General features: G+C 54.4%; 25 protein-coding genes. 11 read left to right on the top strand and 14 right to left on the bottom strand.

Going from position 1 to position 22,941, the window contains the following annotated elements:
• Window positions 1–28: 28 nt before the first annotated feature.
• From sitD to WC7_RS07725, 4 genes are read right to left on the bottom strand one after another with little or no spacing between them, the layout of a single operon-like run.
• Window positions 29–880 (bottom strand): iron/manganese ABC transporter permease subunit SitD, encoded by an 852-nt coding sequence (sitD, locus tag WC7_RS07710; protein ID WP_016154200.1) that lies wholly within the window; start codon window positions 878–880, stop codon window positions 29–31.
• Complete coding sequence (gene sitC / locus WC7_RS07715) at window positions 877–1,734, bottom strand: iron/manganese ABC transporter permease subunit SitC (protein ID WP_016154199.1); 858 nt, start codon at window positions 1,732–1,734, stop codon at window positions 877–879. Before sitC ends, sitD begins: the two co-directional genes overlap by 4 nt.
• Window positions 1,731–2,552: an iron/manganese ABC transporter ATP-binding protein SitB gene (gene sitB / locus WC7_RS07720; protein ID WP_016154198.1), complete on the bottom strand. Its 822-nt coding sequence runs from the start codon at window positions 2,550–2,552 to the stop codon at window positions 1,731–1,733. Before sitB ends, sitC begins: the two co-directional genes overlap by 4 nt.
• Window positions 2,549–3,466: a metal ABC transporter substrate-binding protein gene (locus tag WC7_RS07725; protein WP_016154197.1), complete on the bottom strand. Its 918-nt coding sequence runs from the start codon at window positions 3,464–3,466 to the stop codon at window positions 2,549–2,551. The genes sitB and WC7_RS07725 overlap by 4 nt, the downstream gene beginning before the upstream one ends.
• A 188-nt stretch (window positions 3,467–3,654) precedes the next feature.
• Here WC7_RS07725 and WC7_RS07730 point away from each other — a divergent pair, with 188 nt between their 5' ends.
• The gene (locus tag WC7_RS07730) at window positions 3,655–3,999 is read left to right on the top strand and encodes a nitrous oxide-stimulated promoter family protein (protein ID WP_003825888.1); all 345 of its coding nucleotides are present in this window, start codon (window positions 3,655–3,657) and stop codon (window positions 3,997–3,999) included.
• Window positions 4,000–4,124: 125 nt separating this feature from the next.
• Here the strand turns inward: WC7_RS07730 and WC7_RS07735 are convergent, their stop codons facing one another.
• From WC7_RS07735 to hypA, 7 genes are all read right to left on the bottom strand, one after another.
• Complete coding sequence (locus WC7_RS07735) at window positions 4,125–4,553, bottom strand: TOBE domain-containing protein (RefSeq protein WP_016154196.1); 429 nt, start codon at window positions 4,551–4,553, stop codon at window positions 4,125–4,127.
• Between the two features lie 44 nt (window positions 4,554–4,597).
• Window positions 4,598–6,676, bottom strand: a complete 2,079-nt coding sequence (gene flhA / locus WC7_RS07740) for a formate hydrogenlyase transcriptional activator FlhA (protein ID WP_016154195.1) — start codon at window positions 6,674–6,676, stop codon at window positions 4,598–4,600.
• Window positions 6,677–6,882: 206 nt separating this feature from the next.
• Complete coding sequence (gene hypE / locus WC7_RS07745; protein ID WP_016154194.1) at window positions 6,883–7,893, bottom strand: hydrogenase maturation carbamoyl dehydratase HypE; 1,011 nt, start codon at window positions 7,891–7,893, stop codon at window positions 6,883–6,885.
• Entirely contained in the window at window positions 7,890–9,011 is a 1,122-nt protein-coding gene (gene hypD, locus WC7_RS07750; protein WP_016154193.1) for a hydrogenase formation protein HypD, read from the bottom strand. Before hypD ends, hypE begins: the two co-directional genes overlap by 4 nt.
• The gene (hypC, locus tag WC7_RS07755; protein ID WP_003037411.1) at window positions 9,011–9,283 is read right to left on the bottom strand and encodes a hydrogenase 3 maturation protein HypC; all 273 of its coding nucleotides are present in this window, start codon (window positions 9,281–9,283) and stop codon (window positions 9,011–9,013) included. Before hypC ends, hypD begins: the two co-directional genes overlap by 1 nt.
• A complete protein-coding gene (gene hypB, locus WC7_RS07760; protein WP_016154192.1) occupies window positions 9,274–10,146 on the bottom strand; it encodes a hydrogenase nickel incorporation protein HypB in 873 nt (290 codons plus the stop codon). The genes hypC and hypB overlap by 10 nt, the downstream gene beginning before the upstream one ends.
• Before the next feature lie 52 nt (window positions 10,147–10,198).
• Window positions 10,199–10,570, bottom strand: a complete 372-nt coding sequence (gene hypA, locus WC7_RS07765) for a hydrogenase maturation nickel metallochaperone HypA (RefSeq protein WP_016154191.1) — start codon at window positions 10,568–10,570, stop codon at window positions 10,199–10,201.
• A gap of 198 nt (window positions 10,571–10,768) precedes the next feature.
• Between hypA and hycA the strand changes: the two genes are divergently transcribed.
• The 9 genes from hycA to hycI all read left to right on the top strand — a co-directional run bounded on the left by hycA (window position 10,769) and on the right by hycI (window position 18,645).
• Window positions 10,769–11,227 (top strand): formate hydrogenlyase regulator HycA, encoded by a 459-nt coding sequence (gene hycA / locus WC7_RS07770; protein ID WP_016154190.1) that lies wholly within the window; start codon window positions 10,769–10,771, stop codon window positions 11,225–11,227.
• 141 nt (window positions 11,228–11,368) lie between these two features.
• The gene (gene hycB, locus WC7_RS07775; protein ID WP_016154189.1) at window positions 11,369–11,980 is read left to right on the top strand and encodes a formate hydrogenlyase subunit HycB; all 612 of its coding nucleotides are present in this window, start codon (window positions 11,369–11,371) and stop codon (window positions 11,978–11,980) included.
• Complete coding sequence (gene hycC / locus WC7_RS07780) at window positions 11,977–13,803, top strand: formate hydrogenlyase subunit 3 (RefSeq protein ID WP_016154188.1); 1,827 nt, start codon at window positions 11,977–11,979, stop codon at window positions 13,801–13,803. The genes hycB and hycC overlap by 4 nt, the downstream gene beginning before the upstream one ends.
• Window positions 13,804–13,805: 2 nt before the next feature.
• Entirely contained in the window at window positions 13,806–14,729 is a 924-nt protein-coding gene (locus WC7_RS07785; protein ID WP_016154187.1) for a respiratory chain complex I subunit 1 family protein, read from the top strand.
• 17 nt (window positions 14,730–14,746) lie between these two features.
• The gene (gene hycE / locus WC7_RS07790) at window positions 14,747–16,456 is read left to right on the top strand and encodes a formate hydrogenlyase subunit HycE (protein WP_016154186.1); all 1,710 of its coding nucleotides are present in this window, start codon (window positions 14,747–14,749) and stop codon (window positions 16,454–16,456) included.
• Between the two features lie 9 nt (window positions 16,457–16,465).
• Window positions 16,466–17,008: a formate hydrogenlyase subunit HycF gene (hycF, locus tag WC7_RS07795; RefSeq protein WP_016154185.1), complete on the top strand. Its 543-nt coding sequence runs from the start codon at window positions 16,466–16,468 to the stop codon at window positions 17,006–17,008.
• Window positions 17,008–17,775, top strand: a complete 768-nt coding sequence (hycG, locus tag WC7_RS07800; RefSeq protein ID WP_016154184.1) for a formate hydrogenlyase subunit HycG — start codon at window positions 17,008–17,010, stop codon at window positions 17,773–17,775. The genes hycF and hycG overlap by 1 nt, the downstream gene beginning before the upstream one ends.
• Window positions 17,772–18,182 (top strand): formate hydrogenlyase maturation HycH family protein, encoded by a 411-nt coding sequence (locus tag WC7_RS07805; protein ID WP_003037385.1) that lies wholly within the window; start codon window positions 17,772–17,774, stop codon window positions 18,180–18,182. The genes hycG and WC7_RS07805 overlap by 4 nt, the downstream gene beginning before the upstream one ends.
• Window positions 18,175–18,645 carry a hydrogenase maturation peptidase HycI gene (gene hycI / locus WC7_RS07810; RefSeq protein ID WP_016154183.1) on the top strand — a complete coding sequence of 157 codons (471 nt, stop codon included), beginning with the start codon at window positions 18,175–18,177 and terminating at the stop codon, window positions 18,643–18,645. Before WC7_RS07805 ends, hycI begins: the two co-directional genes overlap by 8 nt.
• Before the next feature lie 74 nt (window positions 18,646–18,719).
• On the opposite strand, the gene WC7_RS07815 is transcribed toward hycI, so the two are convergent.
• The gene (locus WC7_RS07815; protein ID WP_016154182.1) at window positions 18,720–18,959 is read right to left on the bottom strand and encodes a SymE family type I addiction module toxin; all 240 of its coding nucleotides are present in this window, start codon (window positions 18,957–18,959) and stop codon (window positions 18,720–18,722) included.
• A 270-nt stretch (window positions 18,960–19,229) separates the two neighbouring features.
• Here WC7_RS07815 and WC7_RS07820 point away from each other — a divergent pair, with 270 nt between their 5' ends.
• Window positions 19,230–19,694 carry an OB-fold putative lipoprotein gene (locus tag WC7_RS07820; protein WP_016154181.1) on the top strand — a complete coding sequence of 155 codons (465 nt, stop codon included), beginning with the start codon at window positions 19,230–19,232 and terminating at the stop codon, window positions 19,692–19,694.
• Between the two features lie 83 nt (window positions 19,695–19,777).
• Here WC7_RS07820 and WC7_RS07825 read toward each other — a convergent pair whose 3' ends face one another.
• On the bottom strand, window positions 19,778–21,202 hold the full coding sequence (locus WC7_RS07825) for a 6-phospho-beta-glucosidase (RefSeq protein ID WP_016154180.1): 1,425 nt from the start codon (window positions 21,200–21,202) through the stop codon (window positions 19,778–19,780).
• Between the two features lie 22 nt (window positions 21,203–21,224).
• Complete coding sequence (gene ascF, locus WC7_RS07830) at window positions 21,225–22,679, bottom strand: PTS cellobiose/arbutin/salicin transporter subunit IIBC (RefSeq protein WP_016154179.1); 1,455 nt, start codon at window positions 22,677–22,679, stop codon at window positions 21,225–21,227.
• Window positions 22,680–22,941 lie beyond the last annotated feature (262 nt).

Raw genomic sequence — 22,941 nt, 5'->3', positions numbered from 1 at the left:
ATATCAAGAACATTAGCTGACCAATAATTTACGGATCCTGCAGCTGAAGCTGATTCTCTAAACGCCGATCGCGCAGGGTTGCATAAATAAAGGTAATCACAAACAGCAGAGAAAATAGTACGACGATGGTGGGAGCCGGCGCGCTGTCGATGAAAAATGACAGGTACACGCCCATAAATGAGGTAATGACCGACATCGCCACCGCCAGCCATAAGGCGTGGGAAAATTTCCTCGTCATTAAAATCGCGATGGCGCCAGGTGCAATCAGTAATGAAATTGACAAAATAATCCCTACCGATTTTAGCGTGGCGACAATCGTCAGGGCGATCATGCACAACAGGCCGTAATGCAGCAGTGCGGTGTTAAGCCCACTGGCCTTTGCCTGATGTGGGTCGAACGCATGCAGTAGCAAATCTTTCCATTTAAGTCCGATGATAAGCGCGATCCCCAGAGTAATAACCGCGGTTTGCATGATATCGCTTAACGATACGCCCAGCATGTCGCCGAACAGAATATGATCGAGATGGACTTCTGACTGGATAGAGACGTACAGCACCAGACCCGCACCAAACATCCCGGAGAAAACAATACCCATGATGGTGTCGCGCTTGATGCGGCTGTTATCGTCGAGGTATCCGGTCGCCACCGCGCAGAACAGACCGGCGATAAACGCGCCAATTGCCAGCGGGATGCCCGCAATCCACGCCAGGACAATCCCTGGGAAAACCGCATGACTCATGGCATCGCCCATCAACGCCCAGCCTTTGAGTACTAAAAATACCGACAACAGCGCGCAGGGCACAGCGACGATGGTAGAGATGACCAGCGCATTAACCATAAAGCTAAACTGAAAAGGTTCCAGCAGCGTTGTTAAGATCATACTTGCTCCTTGTTCACCAGACGGGCGCGGCGGCGATTTGCCAGCAGACCGTGTTTTGGTGCGAAGACAAATGCCAGCAGGAACAGCAGCGTTTGCAGAACGACGATAATTCCGCCGGTTGCACCGTCCAGCCAGTAGCTTAGCCAGGCGCCGAAAAAGCTGGTCAGGCTGCCGAGCGCCACGGCGATGGTGAGCAGGCGAGGAAAACGATCGGTCAGCAGCCAGGCCGTCGCACCGGGCGTAACCACCAGGCAAATCACCAGAAAGGCGCCGACGGTTTGCAGTGCGGCGATCGTGGAAACGGAGAGCAGCGTAAAAAACAACAGCTTCAGCCGACCCGGATTCAGACCGATAGACCGCGCGTGGTTTTCATCAAAAAAGACCACCATCAGATCTTTCCACTTCAAAAACAGAATGGTCAGCGAAACCACGCCGATGATCGCCAGTTGCAGAATATCTTCCGGCGCAATCGCCAGGATGTTACCCAGAATAATGGTCTGGATGTTCACCGACATCGGATTAAGCGACACCATAAACAGCCCGATACCGAAAAAGGACGAAAAAATCAGCCCGATAATGGCATCTTCCTTCAGGCGTGAACGCTGATTGAGAAACAGCATGCTGCCCGCCGCCAGTCCACCGGAAAGAAATGCGCCCAGCGCAAAGGGAAGCCCTAACATATAGGCTCCGGCCACGCCTGGAACGATCGAGTGTGACAGCGCATCGCCAATCAGCGACCAGCCTTTGAGCATCAGATAGCAGGAGAGAAATGCGCACAGGCCGCCGACCATCGCCGAAACCCACATGGCGTTGAGCATGTACTGGTAGCCAAACGGCTCCGTCAGCCAGTTCATGATTGCTCCCCCTCGCTTGCCGCGCGTCGCGAAATAAACGGACGTTCATCATCGGTAATCACGTGTTGTTCACCGCCGCTCAGCGCGACGTGACGCAGAACGCCGCTGAATGCCAGCTCGAGATTCTCGTGGGTAAAGGTGGTTTCGGTTGGCCCACTTGCCAGCACCGTGCCCTTAATCATCACCGTGTAATCGCAAAATTCGGTGACGGATCCCAGATTATGGGTAGAGACCAGCATGGTCCGGCCTTCATCACGCAGTTCACGCAGCAGATCGATGATCCGGGCCTCGGTTTTCACATCCACGCCGGTGAAGGGTTCATCCAGTAAAATAACCTGCCCGTCCTGTGCGATGGCTCTTGCCAGAAAAACGCGTTTTTTCTGCCCGCCGGATAGTTCACCTATCTGGCGATGGCGATAGTCCAGCATATCTACCCGCGCCAGCGCCGCATCCACGCAGTCGTGGTCGATCTGTTTTGGTCGACGCAGCCAACCCATATGGCCAAAGCGGCCCATCATCACTACATCTTCCACCAGTACCGGAAACGACCAGTCCACCTCTTCTGACTGGGGGACATAGGCGATAAGATTCTGTTTGAGCGCCTTATTAACCGGTTGTTGCAGAATAGATATTTCCCCTTTCGCCAACCGGACAAAACCCATCAGCGCTTTAAAAAGCGTTGATTTTCCCGAACCGTTTACGCCGACCAGAGCGGCAATTGAGCCGCCCGGAACCTGAAAAGTGGCATCCCGCAGCGCGGTGTGGCCGTTGCGATACGTCACCGTAACCTGATTCACGGTAATCGCAGATTGACTCATTTTTGGCTCCTTAACCCGTCGTTGATGCCGCTGACGATGGTTTCTGTCGTCACGCGTAGTAAATCCAGATAGGTCGGTACCGGACCATCGGCAGCGCTGAGCGAATCGACATACAGCACGCCGCCGTAATACGCGCCAGACTCGCGGGCGACCTGACGCGCAGGTTTGTCGGACACGGTGCTTTCGCTAAATACGGTAGGGATTTGATGTTTTCTGATCGCATCGATCACTTTGCGTACCTGCTTGGGCGTGCCTTGCTGATCGGCATTGATCGGCCATAGATACAGCTCTTTCAGGCCGTTATCACGCGCGAGGTAAGAGAATGCGCCTTCGCTGGTGACCAGCCAGCGTTTATCAGCAGGGAGCTTCGCCAGTTCTGCATGCAGTGGCGCCAGAGTCTGCTGGATTTTCGCTTTATAATTCTCCGCATTTTTCTGGTAGGTTGCGGCATGGTCGGGATCGTATTTCATCAGCGCATCGCGAATGTTATCCACGTAGATAAGCGCGTTCTCCGCTGACATCCAGGCATGCGGATTCGGTTTGCCGTTGTATGGCCCTTCGCTGATACCCATTGGCTGCACGCCATTTGAGACCATGACCTCCGGTACGCCGGACAAATTTTGGTAGAAGCGGGCAAACCATAGTTCGAGGTTAAGGCCGTTGGAGAGAATAAGCTGTGCGCCTTGCGCCCGTTTAATATCCCCCGGTGTGGGTTGATATTCGTGAATTTCTGCCCCGGGTTTGGTGATGGAACTGACGTCCGCCGCGTCACCTGCCACGTTGCTTGCCATATCGGCAATCACCGTAAAGGTGGTTATCACTTTGAACTTTTCTTTCGCCCAGGCAGGTGACAGCGTAAGCGCCGTGAACACGCAGGCAAGGAGAAATGACTTCAGATGGGGCAGATGCGACATAGTATCCCTCACAACAAAGTGGTTAATTTATCATCGAATATAGCCTTTGCTATGTTATATAGCACATGGCATAAACAAATGAAAATAATTCTTATTTGCGTAGGGTGCTAAGGAATGTATCACCGCCAGGTAATAGTCCTGCGCTTAGTTAAGGTGTATTATTTATGCAACTTAATTATGGAGGCATCATGTCCGGCAAACGTATTGCACGTGAGAAAATGACGATCCAGAGAATGATCTCGCTGTATGAGAGCCAGTGTCCGCAGGCTTCAGATGAACCGGGGCATTACGATGCGTTGTTTGCCTATGCGCAAAAGCGCCTGGATAAATGCGTATTTGGTGAGGAAAAACCGGCCTGCAAACAGTGTCCGGTGCACTGTTACCAGCCCGCTAAACGCGAAGAGATGAAGCAAATTATGCGTTGGGCTGGACCCAGAATGCTCTGGCGTCATCCGATCCTGACCGTGCGTCATCTGATTGATGACAAACGTCCGGTGCCGGAATTACCCGAGAAATACCAGCGGAAGAAGTGATTTAGCAATTCGATGCCGGATGGCGGCTGCGCCTTATCCGGCCAACAAAGACAAACGCACCAGTGGCGTAGGCCCGATAAGCGTAGCGCTATCGGGCAATTTGGTCATGCGTTGACGAATGGATATTACGCTTTGGTGGCAATCAGAATGGCTGAGGCTTTGATCAGCGCAATAACGCGGCTGCCCTGACTCAGTTTCATCTCATGCTGACTTTCGTTGGTGACGACGGCAACAATATCAAAGCCTGCGTCAGTTTTGATATGCACCGTGGCGTTGACTGCGCCTTCGGTGACCTGGGAAACGCTACCGGCAAACTGGTTGCGGGCAGAGAATCTCAGACCGCAGTCTTCTGTTGCCAGCGTCACCCACGGCGCTTTAATCAAGGCAATCGCCTCTTTCCCTTTTGTCAGACCCAGCGCCTGCTGGCTGCTATGGGTCACAATCGCGACCAGTTTTGCGCCGCCAGCCAGCGTCAGTTCAACTTCATCATTCACTGCGCCTGTAGCGACTGCGCTCACTGTGCCGGTTAATTGATTACGTGCTGATACTGCCATACTGCCTCCTTTCGTTGAGATATCACCCAGTATAGCCACATTGGCTAAACCAGTGCGTCCTTATCAATGCCCAGGCGCTTCATGCGCGAGAGTAACGTTGTGCGTTTCAACCCCAGTCTTTGTGCCGCGCCTTTAGGACCGGCGACAACGCCATTGGTTTCTTTCAGAACGCGCATTATCAGCTGGTATTCATCTTCGCCATCCTGCGCGACTTCGGTCGCCACCGGCGGCGTAGACGGCGCCATAGCGATTACATCCGGCAGGGACAGTTGCAGCACGTTGCCCCGGGTGAGCAGAACCGCGCGTTCTACGACGTTTTCCAGTTCGCGCACGTTACCCGGCCATTCCATGCTGCTCAGCGTACGCAGGGCTTCGGCGGGAATGCTGTCGATATTGCGCCCCATCCGGCGGGCAATTTTGAAGGTGAAGGCTTTCACCAGCAGCGGAATATCTTCCGGGCGCTCGCGCAGCGGCGGCAGATGGATCGGGAAGACGTTCAGTCGATAGTAGAGATCGTTACGAAACTCGCGATCGGCGACCATCTTTTTCAGATCGCGGTTAGTGGCAGCGATCAAGCGAACGTCGGTCTGGATCAGTTTATTGCTGCCCAGACGTTCAAACTCCTGCTCCTGCAGAACGCGCAGCAGCTTGGGCTGAAGCTCCAGAGGCATGTCGCCAACTTCATCGAGAAATAACGAACTTTTGTCCGCCAGTTCAAAGCGTCCAATCCGCTGCGTGCTGGCCCCGGTAAATGCGCCACGTTCATGGCCAAACAGATCGCTTTCCAGCAATCCGGCAGGCATTGCCGCGCAGTTCATTTTCACCATCCGACGGGCGTTACGTCCGCTCAGGTTGTGAATTGCTCGTGCAATCAGCTCCTTACCCGTCCCGGTTTCACCAAGAATCAGGACAGTGCTGTCGCTTTGCGCCACCATTTCGACCTGTTTGAGTACGCTGTACATCGCTTCGCTGCGGCCAATGATTTCTCCGAACTCACTTTCCACGTTGTTGAGTTGTTCAGTCAGCGCCAGGTTTTCATCGACCAGCCGCTCCTTCAGGCGGTGGATCTCCTGGTAGGCGAGGGCGTTATCCACGGCGATCGCCACGCGTTCTGCGATTTGGCGCAGCAGTTTGAGATTGGCGGTGGTGAATACTTTCTCTTCACATTGCGCCAGCTTAAGTACGCCGAGCATATTATTGCCGGACATCAGCGGCAGCAGGCACAGAGTCTGTAGCTGGTTGCCCCAGGTTTCGAACAACATTCTTTCGTAAGGGGCCAGGGTATCGCGTTCGCTCAGGTTAATCAGCAGCATCTCTTTACTTTTGAAGACCCGTTCAGAGAGCGTGCCGGCTTCGTCCACTTCACTTTGTTCGTGTGCCGGATGATGTTCATCCAGATAGTGAGTGGAATAAATGCTGAGCTTGTTTTTGCGATCGCTGCGTAACACGATGCTGATGGCATCAATGTCGAAGTAGTGATGGATCTCTTTGGCGACTTCGCTGACCAGCTCATCAATATCCAGACGGGAGAGCACAGCATTGGTGATGGCGACCAGGATGCGAAAGTTATCACGCTCACGGCACAGGAGATCGTAATCGACATTGTTGCTGACCCGGCTTTGAATTTGTTCAGCAACGACGCCGACTATTTGGGTGAAGGTCTGCAGCCGGTTGTACTCTTTTTCACTCCACGGTTGGTCTTCGTTACGGATAAATTCGCAACCGCCAAAGATTCGTCCATCTGCTGCCAGCGGTAGCATGCAGTAGTGACCAAATTTAGAATACAGCCCGCCAGAGGCCAGCTGTGGCCAGGTTTCGCTAAACTCGTGATAGTTGCAGTGCAGCGCATCGGGGCGAGACAAAATACGGCGTACCGGGCCATGCGCCAGCACCGTTTCGTCTTCATAATCGATGGGGTTACCATTTTCACGCGTCGCAAAATAACGCGCACGCTGCGTTTGTGCCTGCCATAAGACAATAGCCGCGCAGTCGGCCAGCGCTGAACGCTTGACCAGTTGCGAAAGCGCCTCGCTGAGAGACGGCAGGTCGGGCTGCTGTAATAATGTACGAGTAATATCGAACAGGCCTTGCTGTCCGAGGTCACTCATCGGTGTATACGACATATTGCTTTTCCAGGAAAAGCACCGCAGAACGGTGCGAAAACGGTAAATGAATTATAGGTATAAGTCGTAAATTATTGCCGGACTGGTCCAGCTACTCGAACCGTAGACCCGATCGGCAAAACGCCATCAGGTGATATTGCAGCGTTAAGGCCAGATGTCGACGCAAATGCGTCTTACCCGGCCTACAGCTTGCTGCCAACCGGCTGTTAGCATATACGAGGTAATGGTTCGGCGTGTGGTAAATCGAGAGTGCGTTTCACGCCGTAGAGTCCGGCAAGACGCACACCTTTGCGTTCTACCACTTCACCAATCATTGCGGCATCGCGTCCTAACGGATGTGCGCGCAGCGCGGCAAGCACCGTTTCAGCAGCCTGACGCTCAACGGCAATCACCAGCTTGCCTTCGTTAGCAAAGTTAAGCGCATCCAGCCCCAGCAGTTCGCAAACGCCACGCACCGCGGGCTTCACGGGCAGGGCCGCTTCAGACAGCTCAATACCAAACCCGCATGAGGCGGCAAATTCATGCGTTACCGCATTTACGCCGCCACGGGTCGCGTCACGCAGCGCCTTCACGCCGGGAATATCACGCAGCGTCTGGATAAGCGGTGTCAATACCGCGCAGTCGCTGACCAGTTCGCCATCAAGACCCAGCTGTTCGCGCAGGTTAAGGATAGTTGCGCCGTGATCGCCAAGCGTACCGCTGACCAGCAGCACATCGCCTGGGCCGAGGGTCTGTGCGCCCCAGTGAATGTTGGCGGGGATCGCCCCCATTCCGGCCGTGTTGATGAACAGCTTGTCTGCAGCGCCGCGCTGCACGACTTTGGTATCGCCGGTCACGATGGCGATGCCTGCTTCACGCGCGGTCGCCGCCATACTGTTGACGACGGTTTTCAACGTCTCCATCGGCAAACCCTCTTCGAGGATAAAACCGCAGGAGAGGTAGCGAGGGATCGCGCCGCTGACCGCCACGTCGTTAGCCGTACCGCAGATGGCCAGCTTGCCGATATTGCCACCCGGGAAGAACAACGGATCGATAACATAGCTGTCGGTTGAAAACGCCAGACGATCGCCTTCTGCAACCAGTTGCGCCAGGTCCAGACGGGCCTGATCTTCTTGTTCCGCCAGCCACGGATTAGCAAAAGCTTCCATAAACAGATTGTTGATCAACTGCTGCATAGCCTGACCGCCGCTACCGTGGGCGAGTTGTACGCTGTTCATGCTTCACACTCCTGCTGACGATACTGATACCAGGCGGCACATGCGCCTTCTGAGGAGACCATCAGGGCGCCAAACGCGGTCTCCGGGTTACAGGTTTTGCCAAATAGCGGGCACTGATGCGGTTTGCATCTGCCGGTCAATACCTCGCCGCAACGCGCGCGCGGATCGTCATACACCTGCTGCGGCGCTGGCTGGAAATGCGCTTCGGCATCAAAGCGCTGATAGTCTGGCGTCAGGTGAACGCCAGAGGATTCAATGACGCCCAGACCGCGCCATTCGCTATCGCCATTGACGCAGAACACTTCGGCGATGGCCTGCTGCGCTAACAGGTTACCGGCGTCCGGCACCACGCGGCGATACTGGTTTTCAACCTGGCTATGCGCGGCAATCTTCTGTTCAATCAACATCACCACGCCCTGCAACAGATCGAGAGGTTCGAAACCGGCGACCACCAACGGACGATGGAAATCTGCAGCAATGAAATTATAGGCATCGGTGCCAATCACCATGCTGACATGGCCCGGCGCTAAGAAGGCGTCGATGCCGTTGTCCGGCTGTTCCAGCAGGCTGCGCAGCGTAGGGATAAGCGTGATGTGCTGGCAGAAAAAGTAAAAGTTCTGCACGTCACGCTGTTTTGCCTGCTGAAGGGTGATGGCGGTGGTTGGCATTGTGGTTTCAAAACCCAGGCCAAAGAACACAACCTTACGCGTTGGGTTTTCCTGCGCCAGCTTCAGCGCATCCATCGGTGAATAGACGATGCGGATATCCGCGCCGCGCGCTTTGGCTTGTAGCAAAGAACCTTGTTTACCCGGAACGCGCATCGCATCGCCAAAGGTGCAAAAAATCACTTCCGGATGGCTGGCGATTTCCACACAGCTGTCGATTCTGCCCATCGGCAGAACGCAAACCGGGCAGCCCGGGCCATGAATAAACTCGACGTTGTCAGGCAGCAATTGGTCGAGACCGAACTTGAAGATAGCGTGGGTATGACCACCACACACTTCCATGATGCGCAGCGGACGTTCAGCAGTGTAGGGGAGGTGTGCGGCACGTTCACACAGGTGCTCTATCAACTGCATCACCTGTTCTGGTGCGCGGTATTCGTCAACAAAACGCATTATTTTTCCTCGCCATACAACAACGCGCCGACATCCGGCTCAACGTCAAACATGTTTTGCAGCGCGTCGAGCGTGTCGCGCGCTTCAGCTTCATTAATGATGCTCATGGCAAAGCCGACGTGGACCAGTACCCACTGGCCCAGACGGGGTTGGCCATGTTCATCGCAGCTTCCGACCAGCGTCAGGTCGACGTCGCGCTGAATACCGCAAACGTCGACTTTGGCCTGGTTGCCATCAATGGTGCGGATTTGACCCGGAACACCTATGCACATCGCTGCGTCTCCAGCCAGGAGAGCCATTGGTCCATGCCTTCGCCACTGGTGGCGGAAATCAGGATAATCTCAATTTCCGGGTTCACTTCCCGGGCGCTGGCGATGCACTTTTCTACGTCAAAATTGAGGTATGGCAGTAGGTCTACTTTGTTGAGCAGCATCAGCGACGCGGCGGCAAACATATGCGGGTATTTCAGCGGCTTGTCTTCGCCTTCGGTGACGGAAAGCACCGCCACTTTATGGCGTTCTCCGAGGTCGAAGCTGGCCGGGCAAACCAGGTTCCCGACGTTTTCAATGAACAGGATGCCGTTGTCTTCAAGCGGCAAACGTGGCGCGGCGTCAGCAATCATTTGTGCGTCAAGGTGGCAACCTTTACCGGTGTTGACCTGGATGGCGGGCGTACCTGTGGCGCGAATACGGGCGGCATCGTTAACCGTCTGCTGGTCGCCTTCAATGACGGCGCAAGGCACGCTGTCTTTGAGCTTCATCAGCGTTTCGGTCAGCAGCGTGGTTTTACCGGAGCCTGGGCTTGAGACAAGGTTTAATACCAGATGTTGACGGGCAGCAAAGCGGGCGCGGTTGCGCTCGGCCAGACGGTTGTTTTTATCCAGCACGTCAATTTCCACTTCCAGCATCCGGCGCTGACTCATGCCTGGTGCGTGGGTGCCTGCTTCACCGTGACCGTAATGCAAATCGCCTTCTTCAGTCTGGCTCGGTGTGAAACTGGAGGTCTTCACCCCGGTAATATTCAGCGCCGGACGAGCCGCTGGGGCAAATGGCGCGCTGCGAAACGCCGAGTGGGGATTATGCTCATCACCCTCTATATAAAGGTTGCCTTCAGCGCAACCACATGTCGTACACATCGCTCACTCCTGATTTATTACTTGCGATACTTCAGTTGCCGGATGATGACGCTTAGGCGTCGGCATCCGGCGCTGGAGTTTCATCTATTTCAATACGTCGAATCTGTAAGCCGTCATCGGCCACAATTCTCAGCATATCGCTGTTGCATTGCGGACATCTGCGCACGCGTTGCGTCAGTAAGGTGACGTATTGCTGACAAGATTCGCACCAACATTCGGCTTCTTGTTCTTCGAGGTGGAGTTTACAACCTTCTGCAAGGGTCCCGCGGCATACCAGATCAAAACAAAAGGCGAGAGCGCTGGTTTCTACGCAAGAAAATGCGCCAATTTTGAGCCAGACCCCAGTTACTCGCTGTGCACCGTATTGCGTGGCCTGTTGTTCAATCAATTCCAGTGCCCGTTGGCAGAGGGTTATTTCGTGCATACCGCCTCCTATGAAGTTGCCGTATTAAAAGCAATAAACATGCCAGCTTGAATTTTTTCGATCGTGACAATGACGACGATGACGAAATGACATGTCGTCACCGCTTTTTGATTTTTTATCTATATGAAAATTAAGGTTTTTAATTTTGGCATGAAATGTGCTTAAAGCTGTTCATCTCTGCTAAACGGGTAACCTGACATGACTATTTGGGAAATAAGCGAAAAAGCCGATTACATCGCTGAACGGCATCGTCGCCTACAGGACCAGTGGCGTATTTACTGCAACTCGCTGGTTCAGGGGATCACCCTGTCAAAAGCGCGTTTGCATCATGCAATGAGCTGCGCACCGGACAAGGATCTCTGCTTCGTCCTTTTTGAACACTTCACTATCTACGTCACGCTGGCGGACGGCTTTAACAGCCACACCATCGAGTACTACGTTGAAACGAAAGACGGTGATGATAAGCAACTGATTGCACAGGCTGAGTTGACCATCGACGGTAAGGTTGATGAGCGTATCAGCAACCGCGATCGCGAGCAGGTGCTGGAGCACTATCTCGAAAAAATCGCCACCGTCTACGACAGCCTCTATACCGCGGTTGAAAACAATATGCCGGTGAATTTAAGCCAGCTGATTGAGGGACATAGCCCGGCTTAAGCCTTGGGTGTGCCCACTTTTGTCATGATGCGCTTTCATACTGCGTCACGACGTTTAGGGAATGGGCATGTCGAAAAATGTCGAAATGACATTTTCCAGACATGTTTTCGTCAAAAATGACTATCACCTGAGGAATGCCTGGTGAATCGTTTTGTAATTGCTGACTCCACTCTTTGCATCGGCTGCCACACCTGTGAAGCCGCCTGCTCAGAGACACATCGCCAGCATGGCCTGCAGTCAATGCCGCGCCTGAAAGTGATGTTAAATGAAAAAGAATCCGCCCCGCAGCTTTGCCACCATTGCGAAGATGCGCCTTGCGCCACCGTTTGTCCGGTTAATGCGATTAATCGCGTTGATGGTGCCGTGCAGCTGAATGAAAGCCTGTGTGTAAGCTGCAAACTGTGCGGGATCGCCTGTCCGTTTGGCGCGATTGAGTTTTCCGGTAGCCGTCCGCTGCATATCCCGGCAAACGCCAATACGCCAAAAGCGCCTCCGGCTCCGCCAGCGCCTGCCCGCGTGAGCACGTTGCTGGACTGGGTTCCGGGTATTCGTGCCATCGCGGTGAAATGCGATCTGTGCAGTTTTGACGAGCTTGGTCCGGCCTGCGTACGCATGTGCCCGACCAAAGCCCTGCACCTGGTGAGTAACGTGGATATTGCCCGCGCCAGCAAACGTAAGCGTGAGCTGACTTTCAATACCGACTTCGGCGATCTCACCTTGTTTCAGCAGGCTCAGAGTGGGGATGCAAAATGAGCGCAATTTCACTGATTAACAGCGGCGTAGCCTGGTTTACGGCGGCTGCGGTTCTGGCATTTCTGTTTTCATTTCATAAACCGCTGAGCGGCTGGATTGCCGGGGTTGGCGGTGCGGTTGGCAGCCTGTGTACGGCGGCTGCGGGTTTCACCGTACTGACTAATGCGCTGGCTTTAAGCGGTGTGATGCCGTTTATTGGTCACAGTGTGCAAATTACCCCGTTGAACGCTATCTGGCTGATTACGCTGGGCCTGTGCGGCCTGTTTGTCAGCCTGTACAACATTGACTGGCATCGTCATCCGCAGGTAAAAGCCAACGGGCTTCTGGTGAATCTGCTGATGGCCGCGGCGGTATGTGCGGTGGTTGCCAGCAACCTCGGAACGCTGGTGGTGATGGCGGAAATCATGGCGCTGTGTGCCGTGTTCCTCACCGGCTGCAGCAAAGAGGGCAAACTGTGGTTTGCTCTGGGCCGCGTCGGCACGCTGCTGCTGGCTATTGCCTGCTACCTGGTGTGGCAACGCTACGGCACCCTGGAGCTGCGCCTGCTTGACCTGCGCGCACAGGAGCTGCCGCTCGGGTCTGATATCTGGCTGCTGGGCGTGGCGGGTTTTGGCCTGCTGGCCGGGATTATTCCGCTGCACGGATGGGTGCCACAGGCACACGCCAACGCCAGCGCACCGGCGGCGGCGCTGTTCTCTACCGTCGTCATGAAAGTGGGTCTGCTGGGTATTCTCTCCCTGTCGCTGCTGGGCGGTAATGCGCCGCTGTGGTGGGGCATTACGCTGCTGGTGCTGGGAATGATCACCGCGTTTGTCGGCGGTCTGTATGCGCTGATGGAACACAACATTCAGCGTCTGCTGGCATATCACACGCTGGAAAACATCGGCATTATTCTGCTGGGTCTGGGCGCAGGCGTAACCGGAATTTCCCTGAATCAACCTGCGCTGATTGCGCTGGGTTTGACCGGCGGTCTGTACCACCTGGTAAACCACAGCCTGTTCAAAAGCGTTCTGTTCCTGGGCGCAGGCAGCATCTGGTTCCGTACCGGTCATCGTGATATCGAAAAACTGGGCGGTATCGGTAAACGTATGCCGGTTATCTCTCTGGCGATGCTGGTTGGCCTGATGGCGATGGCCGCACTGCCGCCGCTGAACGGTTTTGCCGGTGAGTGGGTTATCTACCAGTCCTTCTTTAAGCTTGGCAACAGCGGCGCGTTTGTCGGTCGTCTGTTAGGACCGTTGCTGGCGGTAGGACTGGCGATTACCGGCGCGCTGGCGGTGATGTGTATGGCGAAAGTCTATGGCGTTACGTTCCTTGGCGCACCGCGCACGAAGGAAGCTGAAAATGCCTGCTGCGCGCCAATCCTGATGGGCGTTAGCGTAGTCGCGTTGGCTATCTGCTGCGTGATTGGGGGCGTTGCTGCGCCGTGGCTGCTGCCGATGATCTCCGCTGCCGTTCCGCTGCCGCTGGAAACCGCGAACACCACCGTTTCTCAGCCAATGATCACGCTGCTGCTGATCGCATGTCCGCTGCTGCCGTTTATCATCATGGCGATTTTCAAAGGCAACCGTCTGCCATCGCGTTCACGCGGTGCGGCATGGGTGTGTGGTTACGATCACGAGCAGTCAATGGTCATTACCGCACACGGTTTTGCCATGCCGGTGAAAGAAGCCTTTGCGCCGGTACTCAAACTGCGCAAATGGCTGAATCCGGTATCACTGGTTCCGGGCTGGCAGAATGCGGCTGCACCGGTGCTGTTCCGTCGCCTGGCGCTGATTGAGCTGGCGGTACTGGTGGTGATTGTGGTTTCACGAGGAGCCTGAGAATGAGTGTTTTATATCCGTTAATTCAGGCGCTGGTGCTGTTTGCCGTTGCGCCGCTGCTGTCCGGTATTACCCGCGTGGCACGTGCGCGTTTGCACAATCGCCGCGGTCCGGGCGTTTTGCAGGAATACCGCGACATCATCAAACTGCTGGGCCGTCAGAGCATTGCGCCTGCAGATTCCAGTTGGGTTTTCCGCCTGACGCCGTTTGTGATGGTGGGTGTGATGCTGACTATCGCCACCGCGTTGCCGGTAGTGACCGTTGGCTCACCACTGCCGCAACTGGGCGATCTGATCACCTTAATTTACCTGTTCGCCATCGCCCGCTTCTTCTTCTCTATCGCGGGCCTGGATACCGGTAGCCCGTTTACCGCTATTGGCGCCAGCCGCGAAGCGATGCTCGGCGTGCTGGTTGAACCTATCCTGCTGCTGGGTCTGTGGGTAGCGGCGCAGGTTGCTGGCTCAACGCATATCAGCAATATCGCCGATACCATTTATCACTGGCCTGCAGCACGCAGCATCCCGTTGATTCTGGCGTTGTGCGCCTGCGCTTTCGCCACCTTTATCGAAATGGGCAAACTGCCGTTCGATCTGGCAGAGGCAGAGCAGGAGCTGCAGGAAGGTCCATTGACTGAATACAGCGGCAGCGGTTTTGCGGTGCTGAAATGGGGCATTAGCCTTAAGCAACTGGTCGTTCTGCAAATGTTCGTTGGCGTGTTCCTGCCGTGGGGACAGATGGAAACCTTCACCTCGGGTGGGCTGCTGCTGGCGCTGGTGATTGCCGTCGTCAAACTGGTTCTCGGCGTGCTGGTCATCGCCCTGTTCGAAAACAGCATGGCGCGTCTGCGTTTTTGCGCCACTTCACGCGTGGCCTGGGCCGGTTTTGGGTTTGCGTTTTTAGCGTTCGTCTCCTTGCTGGTGGCGTGATTTAAGAGAGTTTGAGCATGTCTGAAGAAAAATTAGGTCAACAATATCTCGCGGCGCTGCACCAGGCCTTCCCGGGCGTCGTGCTGGATGAAGCCTGGCAGACCAAAGATCAGCTGACGATCACCGTCAAGGTGAACTACCTGCCGGAAGTGGTGGAGTTCCTGTACTACAAACAGGGCGGCTGGTTGTCCGTGCTGTTTGGTAACGACGAACGTCAGCTGTGCGGTCATTATGCTGTGTACTACGTGCTGTCGATGGAGCAGGGTACCAAGTGCTGGATTACCGTGCGCGTTGAAGTCGATGCCAATAAGCTGGAGTTCCCGTCCGTCACGCCGCGCGTGCCTGCTGCGGTCTGGGGCGAGCGCGAAGTGCGCGATATGTACGGTTTGATCCCGGTTGGTTTGCCCGATGAGCGTCGTCTGGTACTGCCGGATGACTGGCCGGACGAACTCTACCCGCTGCGTAAAGACAGCATGGATTATCGCCAGCGCCCCGCGCCGACTACCGATGCTGAAACCTACGAGTTCATAAACGAACTGGGCGACAAGAAAAATAATGTGGTGCCGATTGGCCCATTGCACGTCACCTCTGATGAACCCGGTCACTTCCGTCTGTTTGTTGACGGCGAAAACATCATCGACGCCGACTACCGTCTGTTCTATGTCCACCGCGGCATGGAGAAGCTGGCGGAAACCCGCATGGGTTACAACGAAGTGACCTTCTTGTCCGACCGCGTGTGCGGCATTTGCGGCTTTGCGCACAGCACCGCCTATACCACCTCCGTCGAGAACGCGATGGGCATCGTCGTGCCGGAACGTGCGCAGATGATCCGCGCCATTCTGCTGGAAGTTGAACGCCTGCACTCGCACCTGCTGAACCTCGGCCTGGCCTGTCACTTTACCGGTTTTGACTCCGGCTTTATGCAGTTCTTCCGCGTGCGTGAAACCTCCATGAAGATGGCGGAGATCCTCACCGGGGCACGTAAAACTTACGGTCTGAACCTGATCGGCGGTATTCGTCGTGATCTGCTGAAAGAGGATATGATCCAGACCCGTCAACTGGCGCAGCAGATGCGTCGTGACGTGCAGGAACTGGTCGATATGCTGCTCAGCACGCCGAACATGGAACAGCGTACCGTAGGTATTGGCCGTCTGGATCCGGAGATTGCCCGTGACTTCAGTAACGTCGGCCCGATGGTACGCGCCAGCGGCCATGCGCGTGACACCCGCGCCGATCACCCGTTTGTGGGCTATGGCCTGCTGCCGATGGAAGTTCACAGTGAGCAGGGGTGCGACGTTATTTCTCGTCTGAAAGTCCGTATCAATGAAGTCTACACCGCACTGAATATGATCGACTTTGGTCTGGACAACCTGCCAGGCGGCCCGCTGGCTGTGGAAGGTTTCACCTACATTCCACACCGCTTTGCGCTGGGCTTTGCTGAAGCGCCGCGCGGGGATGACATTCACTGGAGCATGACTGGCGACAACCAGAAACTGTATCGCTGGCGCTGTCGCGCGGCGACTTACGCCAACTGGCCGACGCTGCGCTACATGCTGCGTGGCAACACCGTTTCCGATGCCCCGCTGATTATCGGTAGCCTCGATCCTTGCTACTCCTGTACCGACCGTATGACCGTGGTCGATGTGCGTAAGAAGAAGAGCAAAGTCGTGCCGTACAAAGAACTTGAGCGCTACAGCATCGAGCGTAAAAACTCGCCGCTGAAATAAGGAATCGCCATGTTTACCTTTATCAAAAAAGTCATCAAAACCGGGGCGCCGACATCGTCGTATCCGCTGGAGCCGATTGCGGTCGATAAAAACTTCCGTGGCAAACCGGAACACAATCCGCAGCAGTGCATTGGCTGTGCGGCCTGTGTGAATGCGTGCCCGTCGAATGCACTGACGGTAGAAACCGATCTGGTCACCCATGAGCTGGCGTGGCAGTTCAACCTCGGCCGTTGCATCTTCTGCGCCCGCTGCGAAGAAGTCTGCCCGACGGCGGCAATCAAGCTGTCGCAGGAGTATGAATTGGCGGTGTGGAAGAAAGAGGATTTCCTGCAGCAGTCCCGCTTTGCGCTGTGTAATTGTCGCGTATGTAACCGCCCGTTTGCGGTACAAAAAGAGATTGATTACGCCATTGCGCTGCTTAAGCACAACGGTGACAGCCGTGCGGAAAACCACCGTGAAAGCTTTGAGACCTGCCCGGATTGTAAGCGCCAGAAATGCCTGGTGCCGTCTGACCGTATTGAACTGACTCGCCATATGAAAGAGGCCAGCTGATGAGCAATTTATTAGGCCCACGTGACGCCAACGGTATTCCGGTACCGATGACGGTGGATGAATCCATTGCCAGCATGAAAGCATCGCTGCTTAAAAGCATCAAGCGTTCAGCGTACGTTTACCGTGTGGACTGCGGCGGCTGCAACGGCTGTGAAATCGAAATCTTCGCTACGCTTTCTCCGCTGTTTGATGCCGAACGTTTTGGTATCAAAGTTGTACCATCACCGCGCCATGCGGATATCCTGCTGTTTACCGGCGCGGTAACGCGTGCCATGCGCTCTCCGGCGCTGCGCGCCTGGCAGTCTGCGCCAGATCCGAAAATTTGTATCTCTTACGGTGCCTGCGGTAACAGCGGCGGTATCTTCCACGACTTATACTGCGTATGGGGCGGCACGGATAAAATCGTACCGGTGGATGTGTATATTCCTGGCTGTCCGCCAACGCCAGCGGCTACGCTGTACGGTTTTGCAATGGCGCTGGGTCTGCTGGAACAAAAAATTCACGCGCGTGCGCCAGGTGAACTGGACGCACAGCCGGCTGAAATTCTGCATCCGGACATGGTTCAGCCGCTGCGCGTGAAGGTGGATCGTGAAGCACGCCGTCTGGCGGGCTACCGCTACGGTCGCCAGATTGCTGATGACTATATGACGCAGTTAGGGCAGGGCGAGCATCAGGTGGCGCGCTGGCTGGAAGCGGAAAACGATCCGCGTCTGACCGAGATCGTCACGCATCTTAATCATGTTGTCGAAGAGGCGCGTATCCGATGAGTGAAACGGTGGTGTTCAGTCAACTGAGCCGTAAGTTTATTGATGAGAACGATGCAACGCCCGCTGAGGCGCAGCAGGTTGTCTATTACAGCCTGGCGATTGGTCACCACCTTGGGATCATCGATTGCCTGGAAGCGGCGTTAACCTGTCCGTGGGATGAATATCTGGCGTGGATTGCCACGCTTGCCGAAGGCAGTGAAGCCCGCCGGAAAATGGAAGGCGTGCCGAAGTACGGCGAGATCGTCATCGATTTCAACCATGTGCAGATGCTGGCGCGCGCGTTCGATGATGCGCGTGCCGTGCAGACCCCGCAGCAGCAGGAGTGGAGCAAGCTGATGCTTAGCATGCTTCACGATATCCACCAGGAAAGCGCCATCTATCTGATGGTGAGGAGACATCGTGACTGACGTTTTATTATGTGTGGGTAACAGCATGATGGGCGATGACGGCGCGGGGCCGCTGTTGGCCGAAATGTGTGCTGCAAATCCTCAAGGTCAATGGGTTGTCATCGACGGCGGTAGCGCGCCGGAAAACGACATCGTCGCCATCCGTGAGTTGCGCCCGCAGCGTCTGTTGATTGTGGATGCCACCGACATGGGGCTAAATCCTGGTGAAATCCGCATTATCGATCCTGATGATATTGCCGAGATGTTCATGATGACCACCCACAACATGCCGCTGAACTACCTGGTCGATCAGCTGAAAGACGACGTTGGCGAGGTGATTTTCCTTGGCATTCAGCCGGATATTGTCGGTTTTTACTACCCGATGACACAGCCGATCAAAGATGCGGTAGATACCGTCTATCAGCGATTAGCCGGGTGGGAAGGACACGGTGGGTTCGCTGAATTAGAGGCACCGGAAGCCTGAGCCTGAGGGCACTGAATACCGGATGGTGTGTCGCATTACCACCATCCGGATAACGTCGACACCCTCGAAACAGACTATTCACCCGCTTGTTCAATAATTAATTTCCCCTGCGTAACCGATACTTTTACTGACGTGCCCGTTGGGAACCCCGCCTGTTCCAGCCAGTCTCCGTTCATCGTAAGTGAAGCATGACGGCTTATACGTCGTGTAAAACCGGTCTTGCGATCTTCATGCCGTACTCTGACATAGCTGACTTTAAAATGACGTAATGGCTTGTTGATAACCGCTTCGGCATTGCCATTTTTACCAGACATAAACACTCCCTTGTTACGAATAAAGCGATGGAAAACTACTGAATAAAATGCCAGTAAAAAGGCGGGAGGGCAAACCCGAAACTGGAAGGCAGATCCAGAAAATAGAATGCAAATAATGAAAAAGATGAGAAGTTGATAATAGCTCGGGGGGAATATTCTCTTCTCTTACTAAGACGGGAGTTATATTATATTTCGACGTTGTTCAGGGAGTTATATACTCGAATTATTTAGAATTTAAATATATGGGAAATTAATATACAGGAGTTATCTATGCGTTCAGGTATTCGTTTGGTAAATTTAATTATTATTTCCTCTCTTCTTAGCGGGTGCGAGACGGCGGCTGATGCGTTCTTCTCTGCGGGAGACCGATTATTTCAACCGGGGGAGTCGTCAGCTGCGTCAATGCCAACCTTGTCCGTCGCTGATTTTGTCGCGCCCTATACCTTAAATCCTGTTAAAGCCAATAAGGACTATCTTGGTGAATGGGTGAAGCTGCGGGGCGTGGTCATTGATATTCGTAAGATTAATGGTATTTCCAATGCTTATTCTTATCTTGTCAGCCTGAAAGACGAAAATAATAAAACGAACAACGTGATTCAGTTCCAGTTTGGCTCCCATAATAGTACGAATGTTGATTCATTACAGATTGGCCGGAGCGCGACAATTATTGGTCAGGTCCACGCGTTGGGCGAAGCGCCTTTGCCGCTGCTGCAAAATCCTAAAGTTGTGCAATAAAAATGATAACAGACAGCGGGTATATATATTCTGAATAATACGTGTTGCCGGATGGCGGCGTCATCCGTCATCCGGCAACATTGTTATTCCAGATCGGTCCCGTTGCTCGCAATCACTTTCTTATACCACCAGAACGATTTTTTGCGTTTACGCGCTAACGTGCCGTTGCCCGCGTCATCGCGGTCCACATACACAAAACCGTAGCGTTTGCTCATCTCACCGGTTGAGGCTGAAACCAAATCGATACAGCCCCAGGTGGTGTAGCCCAGCAGCGGCACGCCATCTTCAATAGCATCTGCCATGGCGCGAATGTGCTCGCGTAAATAGCTAATGCGATAGTCGTCATTGATTTCGCCGTTAGCATCGATCTCATCTTTCGCCCCCAGCCCGTTTTCCACCAGAAACAACGGCTTCTGGTAGCGGTCATACATCATATTCATGGTGATGCGCAGGCCGAGTGGGTCGATACCCCAGCCCCATTCGCTGGCGGCAATGTACGGATTACGCAGCGACTTCACCACGTTAGCGGCGCTGGTATTGCCAGTATTCATTTCAGCGGAGGCGCAGCGCGATGCGTAATAGCTAAACGAGACGAAATCGACGGTGTTTTTCAGGATATCGTCATCTCCCGCCGCTTTTTCTATCACCACGCCTTTTTCGCGAAACACACGGGCAGAGTAAGCGGGGTAAGCCCCGCGCGCCTGCACATCAATAAAGAACAGGTTTTCGCGGTCTTTTTCCAGCGCGGTCCACACATCTTCCGGTTTACAGGAATAAGGATAAAAATTACCGCCCGCCAGCATACAGCCGACCTGGTTTTGCGGATTAATTTCATGGGCAATTTTAGTTGCCAGGGCGCTGGCAATCAGTTCGTGGTGGGCGGACTGATATTTCACCTGATCCTGATTTTCACCTTCTTCAAACACCAGTCCGGCGCCAGAAAAAGGGCTGTGCAGCATAATGTTGATTTCGTTGAACGTTAGCCAGTACTTCACCAGACCGTCAAAGGCCTCGAAGCAGGTACGGGCGTAGCGGGTAAAGAACTCTACCATTTTGCGGTTACGCCAGGAGCCATACTCGCTGACCAGATGCATCGGCACATCGAAGTGACACAGCGTAACTAACGGCTCAATACCGTATTTTTTACACTCGGCAAACACGGCCCGGTAAAACGCGATACCCTCTTCATTAGGCGTCAGCTCGTCGCCGTTGGGGTAGAGACGGCTCCAGGCGATGGAAGTACGAAAAACCGTAAACCCCATTTCCGCCATCAGCGCGATATCTTCTTTATAGCGATGATAAAAGTCGATTGCCTGATGGCTGGGATAAAATTCGTCATCCCGCAGCGTAAAGCGTTTTTCCTGACCCAGTTTGACGGCCATGCGGTTTGTGCCGTGGGGGATCATATCGACGGTGGTCAGCCCTTTGCCGCCTTCCCGGTATGCCCCTTCAGACTGGTTGGCGGCCAGTGCGCCGCCCCATAAAAATCCTTGCGGAAAAACAGACATAGTTAACCTCAGTTCATACCAGTCAAATGCTGGCTCTATTGATATTGCCTGGTTGCGCGGCCTGGTTTTTTCTGGCCTGCGCGGCTGCATCTTCGACAGGAATATCTTCAAAGCCGAGGAGCAGTGTTAATACAAAGGAAAGCACGACCGCCAGTGCCATCACGCCAAACACCCAAACGATGGTCATCGGATTGGCTGGATCGAAAAACTGTACGCTGGTGAACAAGCCTGGAGCCGCCATGGAGTGGCTCGCCAGTCCGGCCATTCCGGCAACGGCACCGCAGATAAAGCCGCTGATAAGACTCGCAATCAGTGGGCGTTTCAGGCGGATTGCCACGCCATACAGCGCGGGTTCGGAAATGCCTGCCATGATGGCCGAGGCGGCTGCCGCTAACGCCGTCTGACGCAGTTCCGGGTTTTTGGTTTTCCATGCCACTGCCAGCGATGAACCGCCCAGCGACAAATTGGCGCCGATTTCCGACGGCATCACCATGCCTTCTTTTCCGGTTTCGGCAATGGTCTGAATAATGGTTGGCGTGAAGACGCGGTGCATACCGGTCATCACCAGCAGCGGCCACAATGCGCCCATAATGGCCACCGACAGCCAGCCGAGATAGCCGTGAATGGTATAAACCAACGCTGAAATTGCACTACCGATCCAGATACCGATCGGGCCAATGATGACGATGGCGAGTGGGGCGGCGATCAGCACGATTAGCATCGGTTTAAGGAAGTTTTTGGTTACCGCCGGAGTGATGCGATCGACCCAGCGTTCGATGTAGGACAGACACCAGGTCATGACCAGCGCCGGGATTACCGTGTAGGTGTATTTCACCGCCGTCACCGGGATCAGGGCAAACTCAACGTGCTGACCCTGCGCGGCCTTCGCCATCAGTTCGATGAAGCTGGGATGCACCAGTACGCCTGCGATGGCGATTGCCAGCGACATGTTGGTTTTGAATTTTATGGCTGCTGAGGCAGCAACCATCAGTGGCAGGAAGAAGAAGGCGCCGTCGCCGATTACGGTCAGAATAGTGAGCGTGGACGATCCTTTCACCAGCACGCCGGTCATTTCGAGGATCATTGCCAGCAGCTTGAGCATTGATCCGCCGATAATAGCCGGGATCAACGGGGACATTGTGCCGATCAGCGCGTCGAGGATCCCCGCGCCAATCCGCTTCAGCGTCAGCCGAGGTTTGGTTTGCGGCTCTGCAGGTTGCATATTGGCAGGTAACAGGTTGACTACCTCGCGATACGCCTGCGAAACGGTGTTGCCGATGATCACCTGGCACTGGTTATCGCTGCGCACCACGCCGAGCACGCCAGGGAGCGTCTTTAGCGTCGTGCTGTCGACCTGCGAGCCATCTTTGATAACGAAACGCAAACGGGTCATACAGTGGGTCACTGCTGTGATGTTGTTCACGCCTCCCAGAGCCGTCACAACCGAGCGCGCCAGCGCTGCATAATTTTTGGACATCGGATTTAATCCTGTTTTATCAGCAGAGTACGTTATGTTTTATCCGTTCACGTTGGTCGCTTTTCTGGGTTGATGAAACGCAGATAGGAAACTGGTTCCACAAAATCATGTTTAAATTACACGTAATGGGCAAGTTTTAATTTTGATCATTTTTTATAATTGCGACTCCGGTCACCATATGTCAGCGTTTGCAATTTAGCAGCAAGGACAGCGGCGAAACGGTGCAGTACACTGCGTCACATTGAGAGAAAAGGGATGAGTA

Origin of the sequence: Citrobacter sp. KTE151 (assembly GCF_000398845.1) — a bacterium.
Taxonomy (GTDB): Bacteria; Pseudomonadota; Gammaproteobacteria; order Enterobacterales; family Enterobacteriaceae; genus Citrobacter; species Citrobacter braakii.
This window is presented reverse-complemented; position numbering and strand designations above follow the sequence as displayed.

Bases quoted from the DNA above. Each gene is read 5' to 3' on its own strand.
- sitD (WP_016154200.1), bottom strand. From the start codon at position 880: ATGATCTTAACAACGCTGCTGGAACCTTTTCAGTTTAGCTTTATGGTT.
- sitC (WP_016154199.1), bottom strand. From the start codon at position 1,734: ATGAACTGGCTGACGGAGCCGTTTGGCTACCAGTACATGCTCAACGCC.
- sitB (WP_016154198.1), bottom strand. From the start codon at position 2,552: ATGAGTCAATCTGCGATTACCGTGAATCAGGTTACGGTGACGTATCGC.
- WC7_RS07725 (WP_016154197.1), bottom strand. From the start codon at position 3,466: ATGTCGCATCTGCCCCATCTGAAGTCATTTCTCCTTGCCTGCGTGTTC.
- WC7_RS07730 (WP_003825888.1), top strand. From the start codon at position 3,655: ATGTCCGGCAAACGTATTGCACGTGAGAAAATGACGATCCAGAGAATG.
- WC7_RS07735 (WP_016154196.1), bottom strand. From the start codon at position 4,553: ATGGCAGTATCAGCACGTAATCAATTAACCGGCACAGTGAGCGCAGTC.
- flhA (WP_016154195.1), bottom strand. From the start codon at position 6,676: ATGTCGTATACACCGATGAGTGACCTCGGACAGCAAGGCCTGTTCGAT.
- hypE (WP_016154194.1), bottom strand. From the start codon at position 7,893: ATGAACAGCGTACAACTCGCCCACGGTAGCGGCGGTCAGGCTATGCAG.
- hypD (WP_016154193.1), bottom strand. From the start codon at position 9,011: ATGCGTTTTGTTGACGAATACCGCGCACCAGAACAGGTGATGCAGTTG.
- hypC (WP_003037411.1), bottom strand. From the start codon at position 9,283: ATGTGCATAGGTGTTCCGGGTCAAATCCGCACCATTGATGGCAACCAG.
- hypB (WP_016154192.1), bottom strand. From the start codon at position 10,146: ATGTGTACGACATGTGGTTGCGCTGAAGGCAACCTTTATATAGAGGGT.
- hypA (WP_016154191.1), bottom strand. From the start codon at position 10,570: ATGCACGAAATAACCCTCTGCCAACGGGCACTGGAATTGATTGAACAA.
- hycA (WP_016154190.1), top strand. From the start codon at position 10,769: ATGACTATTTGGGAAATAAGCGAAAAAGCCGATTACATCGCTGAACGG.
- hycC (WP_016154188.1), top strand. From the start codon at position 11,977: ATGAGCGCAATTTCACTGATTAACAGCGGCGTAGCCTGGTTTACGGCG.
- WC7_RS07785 (WP_016154187.1), top strand. From the start codon at position 13,806: ATGAGTGTTTTATATCCGTTAATTCAGGCGCTGGTGCTGTTTGCCGTT.
- hycE (WP_016154186.1), top strand. From the start codon at position 14,747: ATGTCTGAAGAAAAATTAGGTCAACAATATCTCGCGGCGCTGCACCAG.
- hycF (WP_016154185.1), top strand. From the start codon at position 16,466: ATGTTTACCTTTATCAAAAAAGTCATCAAAACCGGGGCGCCGACATCG.
- hycG (WP_016154184.1), top strand. From the start codon at position 17,008: ATGAGCAATTTATTAGGCCCACGTGACGCCAACGGTATTCCGGTACCG.
- WC7_RS07805 (WP_003037385.1), top strand. From the start codon at position 17,772: ATGAGTGAAACGGTGGTGTTCAGTCAACTGAGCCGTAAGTTTATTGAT.
- WC7_RS07815 (WP_016154182.1), bottom strand. From the start codon at position 18,959: ATGTCTGGTAAAAATGGCAATGCCGAAGCGGTTATCAACAAGCCATTA.
- WC7_RS07820 (WP_016154181.1), top strand. From the start codon at position 19,230: ATGCGTTCAGGTATTCGTTTGGTAAATTTAATTATTATTTCCTCTCTT.
- WC7_RS07825 (WP_016154180.1), bottom strand. From the start codon at position 21,202: ATGTCTGTTTTTCCGCAAGGATTTTTATGGGGCGGCGCACTGGCCGCC.
- ascF (WP_016154179.1), bottom strand. From the start codon at position 22,679: ATGTCCAAAAATTATGCAGCGCTGGCGCGCTCGGTTGTGACGGCTCTG.